Origin of the sequence: Mariniflexile sp. TRM1-10 (genome assembly GCF_003425985.1) — a bacterium.
GTDB lineage: Bacteria > Bacteroidota > Bacteroidia > Flavobacteriales > Flavobacteriaceae > Mariniflexile.
In genome coordinates this window covers 1048117-1060296 of the sequence record NZ_CP022985.1, presented here as the reverse complement: position 1 = coordinate 1060296, position 12180 = coordinate 1048117, and the positions used below count along the sequence as shown (strand labels likewise).

The window sequence follows — 12180 nt, the reverse complement described above, 5'->3', positions numbered from 1 at the left end:
AAGCTTTGAAACCTAAAAAAAATGCATAAATGAATAAATTTATTTACAAATTATCTATTCTTTTGGTTGTTGCTAATTTTACAGTAACAGCTCAAAATACAGAAACCCAAATTCAATATTTATCCGGTACCGGATACCAAGACACCAAGGAATGGGAGTTTAAAATTTCAGATGGACGAAAAAGTGGCGACTGGTCTACCATTAACGTGCCATCGGTTTGGGAACAAGAAGGATTTGGTAAATACCAATACGGCATTCGTTTCTACGGAAAACCATTTCCTGAAGGCATTGCCGATGAAGTAGGAGAGTATAAATATACGTTTGAAGTGCCTAAAGCATGGGAAAATAAACGTATTAAAATTGTGTTTGATGGTTCTATGACCGACACAAAAGTTAGAATTAACGGACGTTCGGCAAGTGATGATGAACATCAAGGCGCGTTCTATCGTTTTAAATATGATATTACCGATTTACTAAAATTCGGAAAGAAAAATGTTTTGGATGTTGTAGTTAGCAAAGAATCAAAAAATGCCAGTGTAAATCTAGCGGAGAGACGTGCCGATTACTGGAATTTTGGCGGCATTTTTCGTCCCGTATTTTTAGAAGCATTGCCGTCAACCCACATCAATTATACGGCTTTAAAAGCAGAAGCTGATGGAGCTTTTGAAGCCAATGTGTTTTTAGGTAGTGCCGCTAAAGATGTTTCGGTTGAAGTGACTATTTTAGATGAAAACGGTAAAAAAGTAGGGCCCACCATTAAAGCTGAAGGTCTGAACGGAGCTGATAAAATTCACTTATCGGGTCAATTCAACAACGTTAAACAATGGACAGCCGAAACACCTAACCTTTATAAAGCTCAAATAAAGCTATTGAAAGCAGGTAAGGTTGTACATGAAATTACCGAAACCATTGGATTTAGGACGATTGAAATCAAAAAAGGTGATGGTATTTATGTCAATGGACAACGTGTGTTGATGAAAGGAATCAATCGTCATAGCTTCTGGCCAGAATCAGGTAGAACCTTAAACAAAGAACTAAACTATGCCGATGTACGTTTGATTAAAGAAATGAACATGAATGCAGTGCGTTTATCACATTATCCACCAGATCCAGAATTTTTACAAGCCTGTGATGAACTCGGGTTATATGTCATGGATGAATTGGGTGGATGGCATGGGCATTACGACGATGCTGTTGGAAAAAAATTAGTCAAAGAAATGGTCATACGTGATTTAAACCATCCAAGTATTATTTTTTGGTCTAACGGAAATGAAGGTGGATGGAATACCAACTTAGACAATCAATTTGATATTTGGGATTTACAAAAGCGTCCCGTATTACATCCACAACAAGAGTACAATGGTGTGGAAACCATGCATTACCGCTCCTATGGAGAAACTTTAGAATATTTCAGGGACGATAATATTTTTATGCCTACCGAATACCTTCACGGATTATACGATGGTGGTCACGGAGCAGGATTTGATGATTATTGGGAGGTGTTGCGTAAACATCCACGTAGTGGCGGTGGCTACCTTTGGGTATTTGCCGATGAAGGCATTGCACGTACCGACCAAGATGGGCGCATTGATAACCAAGGAAATTATGGTGCCGATGGTATTGTGGGACCACATCACGAAAAAGAAGGGAGTTTCTTTACCGTAAAAGAAGTTTGGTCACCAGTAATGATTATGAATGCTTCAAAATTACCAAATGATTTCAATAGCGCATTCAAAATTGAAAACCGTTACGATTTCACCAATACAAATCAATGTACGTTTGAATGGGAGTTGGTGGGTTTTACCTCGCCGTTACATGGGAAATCGGAGCGTAAAACCATTCAAAAGGGAAAAATAACATCACCTAATATAATGCCTCATGGTAAAGGTGAATTGAAGATTAATTTACCAAACAATTGGCAAAATGCCGATGTGCTTTATGTAAAAGCAACCAATGAAAAAGGCCATGAATTATGGACTTGGGATTTTACTTGGGATAAAGAAACGGAAGCTAAAAAAGCGGTTTCTGGAATGATTGATTTAGAAGAAACTAACGAAGCTTATACCGTTAAGGCAGATAAAACTGAAATTAAAATAGATAAAACATCTGGAAAGTTGGTAGAAGTTACTCAATCCGGAAAAACCATCAGTTTGGCCAACGGACCAAAAATAATAATGGCGCGTCGTGGTGATAGAACTTTAGACGGCACTATCAATCCAGAATTTTTAAAAGGCGAAGACCGTATTTATAAAGAATTTGCCTGTTGGGATGAAGAAGTAAATTGCTCTGAAAACCTATTGGATATGTCGGCTAAAAAAGTAAATGGTTCTGTAGTTATAGAAGCCAATTATCATGGTATTCTTCAAAAAGTAATTTGGACTATTGATGCTGATGGATTGATTCAGTTAGATTATGAATATGAATACAATGGTGTGGTCGATTTGGCAGGCATGTATTTTGAATATCCAGAAGAAAAAATGCAATCTAAAAAATGGTTAGGCGATGGCCCTTACCGTGTGTGGCAAAACCGATTAAAAGGAACGACCTTAGATATTTGGGAGAATGTTTATAACGACCCCATTCCGGGTGAATCGTTTAATTATCCAGAGTTTAAAGGCTATTTCAACAACTGGCAATGGGCAGAATTTACCACAGAAGAAGGAAAAATTTATATTGAAAATAAAGATACAAATACCTATTTAGGCGTGTATTCACCAAGAGATGGCCGTGATGCGTTGTTATACACCATTCCAAATACAGGAATAGCCGTGTTGGATGTGATTCCACCAGCAAGAAACAAAGTAAATGCTACGGATTTGATCGGGCCATCTTCACAGCCAAAATGGTTGAATGGGCTCCAAAAACGTACTGTATATTTAAAATTCAAAAAATAAGTCATTCAACAGAATAGTTCATGAAGACTAAAAATATTTTTCAAATCATTGTAGTATGTTTTGCATTTGCAGTCATTGCTTCTTGTTCTTCAAAAATGAAGAAAAGAGAGATTACGGATGCCGTGATGCAAGAAATCTACAACGAAATTAAGACCCCATACAAATACGGTTTGGTCATGGTGCCTACTGATAATTCGTACAAAATAGATTGTCCAAGTATTTTTAGAAAAGATGGCAAATGGTTTATGACCTATCTGATTTTTGAAGGAAGAGGTTACGAAACGTGGTTGGCAGAAAGTGACGATTTATTAAACTGGAAACACCTAGGAAAAGTCATGTCATTTTCAAAAGACACGACCGAGTGGGATGTCAATCAAAAAGCAGGATACATTGCTTTACAAGACCCCACTTGGGGCGGTTCTTACGAATGGAAAACGTACGATGACAAATATTGGATGAGCTATTTTGGTGGAAATACAACAGGTTACGAAGCCGGCATTTTATCTATGGGAATGGCTTATACTGATGAGTTGCCAACAAAACCACACGAATTTAAACGTTTACCAGAACCCGTATTGAGACCCAATGACGATAAAGCAAAATGGTGGGACAATAGTACCATGTACAAAAGTTCGGTAATAAGAGATGTGGAAAAAGAAACAGGTCATGAATTTATCATGTATTACAATGCCCGTGGCGATAGTATCAATCCTGCCAAAGGTGCAGAACGTATTGCCATGGCAGTTTCAGATGATATGAAAAACTGGAAGCGTTATGGCGATGCCCCTTTAATCAACCATCACAAAGGGATTTCAGGGGATGCATATATTCAGCGTATTAATGATACTTGGGTCATGTTTTATTTTGGAGCCTTTTGGACTGGTTGGGATCAAGGTGCCTTTAATCGCTTTGCAGTCTCTAATGATTTAATGCACTGGAAAGATTGGGAAGGAGAAAATTTAATTCAGTCTTCAGAACCTTATGATGATATGTTTGCCCATAAATCATTTGTCGTAAAACACAACGGCATAGTGTATCATTATTACTGTGCCGTAAATAAAGCAGGGCAACGTGGAATTGCATTAGCAACATCTAAAGATATCGGAAAAAGTGATCTACATTTTGTAAAACTAGAAGATGATCAAAAATAACATCATATTATGTATTGCCTTAAGTATTGTATGCTTAACAAATGCCCAAACAGTAACGGGCGAGCCTGCTGGAATTCCAGAGTCAGCTAAAAAGTACAGTTATGCTCCTTGGGAAGATCCGTTGGTGACAAGTATCAATCGCCAACCCGCTAGAGCCACAGCGTATTCTTATAAAACGGTGGAAGATGCCTTAGAGGGAAATCGAGAAAAAAGTCGATTGTTGCTGCTGAATGGACAATGGGATTTTAAATATGCTGTAAATCTCGAAGAAGCACCCAAAGATTTTTACAACAATAGAGTGACAGGATGGGATAAAATAGAAGTGCCATCTAATTGGGAATTAAAAGGCTACGATATTCCTATTTACAAAAGTGCCGTGTATCCGTTCAGACCTATCAATCCGCCTTATGTTCCCAAAGATACCAATGGCATAGGTTCATATCAGCACACATTTAAAGTGCCTGCAGCATGGCAGAAAGACATGACGGTTACCCTTCATTTTGGAGGGGTGAGTTCGGCTTTTCAAGTATGGTTGAATGGCGAATTTTTGGGTTATGGCGAAGACAGTTGCTTGCCTTCGGAATTCAATATTTCCCCTTATTTAAAAGAAGGCGAAAACGTATTGTCCGTTCAGGTAATCCGTTATAGTGATGGCGCTTATTTAGAAGATCAAGACCATTGGCGCATGAGTGGCATTCAGCGTGAAGTCTTTATCATGGCAGAACCGAAATTGCGTATTCAGGATTTCTTCTATCAAACCAAATTGGATAAAAACTATGAAGATGCCGTATTTCAATTACGCCCAAAATTAGAAAACCTTACAGGCGATTCTATTCGAAATGCATCGTTTGAATTTCAGTTGTATAACGATAAAAATGAAGCATTATTTGAAAAAACCATCGACACTTTAGCAAAAAGTATTGTAAATGAAAGTTATCCGCGTTTGGATAATGTACGTTTCGGTTTTTTTGAAAAAAGGATTAAAAATCCAAAAAAATGGAGTTCAGAAGCACCGAATTTGTACACGTTGCTAATGATCTTAAAAGATGAAAACGGCAACATTTCTGAAGTAAAATCTTGTAAAGTGGGATTCCGTTCCATCGAATTTTCTAAAGAAAATGGGAAATTATTAATCAACGGAAAAGAAACATATATCTATGGGGTGAACAGACATGACCATCATCCTGTAAGAGGAAAAGCGTTGACCCGTAAAGATATTGAAGAGGATGTAAAAACCATCAAGCAGTTTAACTTTAATGCTATTCGCACCAGTCATTATCCGAATGATCCGTATTTCTACGAATTATGTGATGCATACGGTATTATGGTGATGGACGAAGCCAATTTAGAAACCCACGGTATCGGAGGAAAATTGAGTAACGATTCAAGATGGACCCATGCCTATTTAGAGCGTATGACCCGAATGGTAGAGCGCGATAAAAACCACCCAAGTGTGATCATGTGGAGTTTAGGCAACGAAGCAGGTAAAGGACCAAACCACGCCGCTATGGCAGGCTGGACGCATGATTTTGATATTACCAGACCTATACATTACGAACCCGCACAAGGAAATCCGAGATTGGACGGATACATAGACGAAAGAGATGAAAGATATCCATCAACGGGTGATCATTCACATCGTTTTGAAAACCCACAAGACGAACCTTATGTTGATATGGTAAGTCGTTTTTATCCAGGCGTTTTTACACCACAATTTCTGGTGGATAATAAAGCCGATACACGTCCTATTTTATTTGTGGAGTATTCGCATTCCATGGGGAATTCCACAGGGAATCTAAAGGAATTATGGGATGAAATTAGAAGATTGCCAAGAATGATTGGAGGTTGTATTTGGGATTTTAAAGACCAAGGATTGCTGAAAGTTGATAAAAAAACAGGACAGGAATTTTATGCTTATGGAGGTGATTTTGGTGAAGTGAGACACGATGGAAATTTTTGTATCAATGGTATTGTGGCGTCCGATGGCAGACCCAAATCCGCCATGTATGAAAACAAATGGGTGTATCAACCAGTAACATCTCGTTTGGAAAATTATCAACTTACCATTAAAAATAGACAAGCCACAAAATCTTTGAAGGATTTTATTCCTGTTTTGCAAATTTTAGAAAATGGAAGCGTTGAAAAAGAAGTTGTTTTAAAGCCTTTTGAATTAGAGTCAGGTAAGGAAATGACATTGGATATTACAAAATATTTGCCTAGAATGAAGTCGGATGCAGAGTATTTTTTAAATATTAAATTTCAATTATCTAAAGATGAGTTGTGGGCAAATAAAGGATTTGAAGTAGCCGAAGACCAGTTTTTATTAAAGAAAAAAGATTACATTTCCTATGAAACTTTGAATAGCAAATTGAAGCTTTCAGTTTCTGAAAATGATAATAACATAGAAGTTTCTGGTAAAGATTTCAATATTAAAATCAACAAACAAAGTGGGGCTTTAAGTTCTTATATATTCAAAGGCGAAGAACAGGTTTTTGCACCATTGCTACCAAATTTTACACGTCCACTGACCGATAATGACCGAAAGGGGTGGAAACCACACAAAGTTTTAAAGTCATGGTATGAGGCAAAACCTAAGCTTAAGTCATGCCATACTTTGAAATTAGAAAGTAATATTTTAATTCATACAGTTTATGATGTGATTAAAGATAGTGCTGGGGTTATTGTCGAATATCTCATAAAACCTGACGGAATCATTAAAGTAGCTTATGGTTTAATAGTTTCAAAAGAGTTACCTAATATTCCAAAAGTGGGCATGCAAATGGGAATTCAAAATGATTTCCAACAAATTTCATGGTACGGAAAAGGCGAGTTGGAAAATTATGTAGATAGAAATCACGGTTTTCCAATAGAACGCTACAGTTTGGCTTTAAATGATTTTACAGAACCTTACGTCATGCCTCAAGAAAATGGAAATAGAACGGGTGTTCGTTGGATGGCGTGCTCAACTTCAAATAAAAACGAAGGATTGTTAATTGTTTCTGACAAGCAGCCGCTAAGCATGAGCGTTTGGCCATATACAGAAGAAAATATCAATGAAGCCAAACATACTTACGATTTAAAAGAATCGGGGTATTTAACCTTAAATATCGATTTAACCCAAATGGGAATTGGTGGTAACGACAGTTGGTCACCCGTAAGTGCGCCTTTAGATAAATATCAAATTCCATCTAAAAATTACGAATACAGTTTTTATTTGTTGCCATTCAAATTGAATAAAGAAGGGTTAAATAAAACACTCGATAAATTTCAGTATTAATGCGATTTAAAAATAAATATATCTTTTTGTCTTTTGTGTTGTTTATGGGACTGTCTTGTAAACAAGAGCAGAAAGATAACATATCCTATTTTGAACCAACGCAAGAAAGTGCCATGCCTTGGGTATATTGGTATTGGATGAAAAGTGCCTATTCTAAAGAAGGCATTACAGCCGATTTAGAAGCCATGAAACAAGCAGGCATTCGTGGGGCTTATTTAATGACGATTAAAGGGCCAGGAGAAGACCCCTTGATGAATCCACCAGTAGTGCAATTAAGTGATGAATTTTGGGAGTTGGTGCATTGGGCTTTAACCGAAGCCGATAGATTAGGAATGAAAATAGCTTTTCACCCTGCCGATGGATTTGCGGTGGCAGGAGGCCCTTGGATTACACCCGAACTGTCCATGCAAAAAGTGGTTTGGGCGGATACTATTGTGAGTGGCAATGACACTAAAGAATTAAAGTTGCCAATTCCAGAGCACTACAAAGATTACTATCAGGATATTGCAACTTTTGCCATTCCTATTGAAAAACCATATAAAACGTCTGTTGAAATTCAGCCTAAAATAAGCACGTCAATAGGAGAGAAAGCTGATTTTTTAAGTGACGCTTCAACAGAGCAAACGCAATTGCGACTGTACGAACCGGGTTATATTCAATATGAATTTAAAGAACCTTTTTCTTGTAAATCCCTTCAGGTTGAAACCAAAGGAAACAATTATCAAGCGCATAGATTAATTGTTGAGGTGAGTCATGATGGTGAACATTTTAAAAGTTTAGGCAGGTTGGAAACACCGCGTTCAGGTTGGCAAGATACGGATGAAGATTACACACATAGTATTTCTGCAACAGCTAAATATTTCCGATTCGTTTACAATCCAGAAGGCTCAGAACCTGGTGCTGAAGATATGGATATGGCGAAGTGGAACCAAGGTTTGAAGGTGACTAAAATAATCCTTTCCGAAGAGCCATTAATCGATAATTATCAAGGAAAATCGGGTGCTGTGTGGCGAATCAGTCCTAGGGTTTCCGAGGTACAAATTCCTAATACCGATTGTGTGGATATGTCGAAAATGATTGATATTTCAGCTTTTATCAATGAAAATGGCATTTTAAACTGGGAAGGAGCAACAAAAGGAAACTGGCGTATTTTACGTTTTGGGCATACGTCTACAGGACATGAAAACGCAACTGCAGGTGGAGGTCGTGGATTGGAAGTAGATAAATTTAATGCCGAAGCAGTTCGTTTTCAATTAGATCATTGGTTCGGAAAAATGCTAAGAGTGGCTGGACCTGGATTATCATCAAGAGTGGTTGAAATTCTGCATATGGACAGTTGGGAATGTGGTAGCCAAAACTGGTCGCCTGTATTTCGAGAAGCATTTAAAAAACGCCGGGGTTATGATATTGTTGCCTATTTACCAGTTATGGCTGGAATTCCGTTGAACGATATAGAAACTTCCGAAACTATTTTGTACGACGTTAGAAAAACCATAACCGAATTAACTGCCGATAATTTTTTCGGAACGTTAGCTGAAGCGGCTAAAAAGGCTGGGGTTAAATTCAGTACTGAAAATGTAGCACCAACCATGACCAGTGATGGTTTGTTGCATTTTAAATATGTTGATTATCCGAGTGGTGAATTTTGGCTAAGAAGTCCAACCCACGATAAACCCAACGATATGCTGGATGCTATTTCTGGTGGACATATATACGGAAAGGATATTATTCAGGCGGAAGCCTTTACGCAGTTAAGAATGGATTGGGACGAGCATCCGGGGAATTTAAAAACCTTGGCGGATAGAAATTATGCTTTGGGAATCAATCGGTTTTTTTACCATGTGTTTGTACACAATCCGTGGTTAGATAGAAAACCAGGAATGACCTTAGATCCTATAGGTACTTTTTTTCAACGTGACCAAACATGGTGGAAACCCGGAAAAGCTTTTTTTGACTATTGTAAAAATGTACAATTTCAATTGCAAAAAGGAAAACCAGTAATCGATTTTGCGGTATTTACAGGAGAAGAAATCCCTTCTAGATCGGTACTTCCGGATAGATTGGTTCCTTTAATTCCAAATGTTTTTGGAGCAGAACGTGTCGCATCAGAAAAATTACGATTAGAAAATAAAGGGCAACCATCGGCAAGAATGCCTAAAGAAGTTAAATATTCAAAAAATAGCACCGATTTATCGGAATGGGTAAACGCGTTAAACGGTTATAAATATGATTCTTTTAATAGTGATGTGTTGTTAAATGCTTATGTAAAAGATGGAAGCGTGATGTTTTCGGATCAAGTAGCTTACAGATTTTTACTGTTTCCGGGAAGCACCAAAATGTCTCCAAACAACATGATGTCTCTAGCTGTAGCCCAAAAAATGTTGGCATTGGTAAAAGATGGAGCGACTGTTTTTGTCAATGAAAAACCAAACAGCATACCTGGAAAACATAATGACAAGGACAAGCAAGCATGGCAGAAAGTAATAGATGCTTTGTGGAGCGGACAAGGAAAAACTCAATGGGATTTAGGGAAAGGAAAAGTAGTGCAATTGCCTTATTTAGGTCATGATTTTTCGGAATTTGGATTGCAACCAGATGTAAGTGTGGTTGCTAAAGGACAAATAGCTTGGACTCATAGAAAAACAGCCCAGAGTGATATTTATTTTTTATCGAATCAGAAAGCTGAAAATCAGCTCTATTCTTTTTTGTTTAGGGTAAAGGGGAAAGTTCCTTATTTATACAATCCTATAACTGATAAAGAAACAGAAATAAAAGAATGGTACAATGGAAAAAAAGGAACCAGGATTCCATTACGATTTCATAAAAACGAATCTTTATTTATTGTTTTTAAGGAATCAACAACATGGAATCAACAGCATAACGGGAAAAATTGGTCTGACTTTGAAACCGTTCAAACTTTAAATGAAGATTGGATACTTCAGTTTGACTCTGAATTTAACGGACCTTCAAAACCCATTCAGATTAATAAATTGTTCGATTGGACAACATCAGCCAATGACAGTATTAAATATTATTCAGGAACGGTAACTTACACTAAAACCTTCAACTGGGATAAAAATACAGAGAGTGATTTTTGGTTGCAGCTTGAAGAGATCAACAATATTGCTGAAATCAGTTTAAACGGAAAAGATTGCGGCGTCATTTGGACGCATCCTTACAGAGTTAATATTTCTGAAGCTATAAAGAAAGGGAAGAATTCCTTAAAAATTAAAGTAACCAATACGTGGGCAAACCGTTTGATTGGCGACCAACAATTACCAGAAGATAAACGATTAACATGGACAACCGCCCCTTTTAGACTAACAGATGAACCACTTTTAAAAGCGGGATTGTTAGGTGCCATTAACATTATTAAAGAAAATAAAGAAAACAAAAAGTAATATGGGAAGACTAATTATTATCGCATTTTTAAGTTTTTTGGCGTCATTTAATATAAATGCGCAAATAAAATTACCAGCACTGTTTACAGACAATATGATGCTTCAACAAGAAATGGATGCGCCAATTTGGGGATGGGCTAACAAAAATGAAAAAATAACGGTACTAACATCATGGGATTCTAAAGCCTATGAAACAAAAACAGATAGCCATGGTAAATGGTTGCTAAAAGTAAAAACACCAAAAGCCGATTATACAACGTACAGTATTACGGTTTCACAAGGGGCAAATTCAATAACCATTAACAATATATTAATAGGCGAGGTTTGGTTATGTTCGGGGCAATCTAATATGGAAATGCCCTTAAAAGGATTTCCTGGGCAACCTGTTTTAGGAGGAAATGAGGCCATAGTGAATTCAACCAACAATCATATTCGGTTTATAAGTGTGCCAAGAGCAACTGTATTACAACCCAACGCTGATTTTGATGGGCATTGGCAAGTAGCCTCACCAAAAACCACCGGGAACTTTAGTGCCACGGCATGGTATTTTGGATCGCTGCTTCAAGAGGTTTTAAATGTTCCTATTGGTATGGTAGAAGTATCTTATGGTGGTTCGAATGTAGAAGCTTGGATGCATGCAGAAATGTTTAAGGATTTTAAAAACATTTCAATTCCTAAAAGTAAAGAAGATTTTAAAGAAGCACCAAATCGCGAACCCACCACCTTGTTCAATGGGATGTTAGCACCTGTTGTTGGATATGGTATAAAAGGGTGTATTTGGTATCAAGGCGAATCGAATCGTGATAGACCGTTTGAATACAAAGATTTATTTAAAAAAATGGTAACATCTTGGAGAGGGTTATGGAATCAAGGAGAGTTTCCGTTTTACTTTGCACAGATTGCACCATTTGATTATACACGATTTCATCAAAACAATTACTTAGAGAAATATAATTCAGCCTATTTAAGGGAAGCACAATTAAACGCCTCAAAGGAATTGACTCATTCTGGAATGGCTGTTTTAATGGATGTAGGCGAGAAAAATAACATCCATCCGGCCAATAAAGAAAAAGGTGGTAACCGTTTGGCATATTTGGCATTGGCAAAAACCTACGGCATGGAAGGTTTTGAATTTGAAAGTCCAGAGTTTAATGCCATGGAAATAAAAGGGAGCACCATAACGGTATCATTTAATAATGTGCCTAATGGCATTACCTCCTACAACAAAGAAGTTTTAGGTTTTGAAATTGCTGGCGAAAACAAGGTTTTTTATCCTGCAAAGGCAGTACTAAGAAGCAAATCGGTTTTGCTTTCTTCGCCTCAAGTAGAAAAACCTATAGCAGTCAGGTATTTGTTTAAAGATTTTACGACAGCCGAAATTTTTAGTACAGGAGGCTTGCCAATGTCTTCTTTTAGAACCGATGATTGGTACAAAGATTAATTTTTGAATATTATTT

General features: G+C 37.3%; 5 protein-coding genes. All 5 read left to right on the top strand.

Features of this window, described 5'->3' with window-relative positions; all coding sequences use genetic code 11:
- Window positions 1-29: 29 nt before the first annotated feature.
- The 5 genes from CJ739_RS04750 to CJ739_RS04730 are packed head-to-tail and all read left to right on the top strand — an operon-like array spanning window position 30 to window position 12164.
- On the top strand, window positions 30-2894 hold the full coding sequence (locus CJ739_RS04750; RefSeq protein ID WP_117172942.1) for a glycoside hydrolase family 2 TIM barrel-domain containing protein: 2865 nt from the start codon (window positions 30-32) through the stop codon (window positions 2892-2894).
- 20 nt (window positions 2895-2914) lie between these two features.
- Window positions 2915-4045 (top strand): glycoside hydrolase family protein, encoded by a 1131-nt coding sequence (locus tag CJ739_RS04745; protein WP_117172940.1) that lies wholly within the window; start codon window positions 2915-2917, stop codon window positions 4043-4045.
- Entirely contained in the window at window positions 4032-7322 is a 3291-nt protein-coding gene (locus tag CJ739_RS04740; protein WP_117172938.1) for a glycoside hydrolase family 2 TIM barrel-domain containing protein, read from the top strand. The genes CJ739_RS04745 and CJ739_RS04740 overlap by 14 nt, the downstream gene beginning before the upstream one ends.
- Window positions 7322-10723: a glycosyl hydrolase gene (locus CJ739_RS04735; protein ID WP_117172936.1), complete on the top strand. Its 3402-nt coding sequence runs from the start codon at window positions 7322-7324 to the stop codon at window positions 10721-10723. Before CJ739_RS04740 ends, CJ739_RS04735 begins: the two co-directional genes overlap by 1 nt.
- A gap of 1 nt (window position 10724) precedes the next feature.
- Window positions 10725-12164 carry a sialate O-acetylesterase gene (locus CJ739_RS04730; RefSeq protein WP_117178735.1) on the top strand — a complete coding sequence of 480 codons (1440 nt, stop codon included), beginning with the start codon at window positions 10725-10727 and terminating at the stop codon, window positions 12162-12164.
- The last annotated feature ends 16 nt before the right edge of the window (window positions 12165-12180 follow it).

Coding starts and splice junctions, on each gene's coding strand:
- CJ739_RS04730 (WP_117178735.1), top strand. CDS start 10,725: ATGGGAAGACTAATTATTATCGCATTTTTAAGTTTTTTGGCGTCATTT.
- CJ739_RS04735 (WP_117172936.1), top strand. CDS start 7,322: ATGCGATTTAAAAATAAATATATCTTTTTGTCTTTTGTGTTGTTTATG.
- CJ739_RS04740 (WP_117172938.1), top strand. CDS start 4,032: ATGATCAAAAATAACATCATATTATGTATTGCCTTAAGTATTGTATGC.
- CJ739_RS04745 (WP_117172940.1), top strand. CDS start 2,915: ATGAAGACTAAAAATATTTTTCAAATCATTGTAGTATGTTTTGCATTT.
- CJ739_RS04750 (WP_117172942.1), top strand. CDS start 30: ATGAATAAATTTATTTACAAATTATCTATTCTTTTGGTTGTTGCTAAT.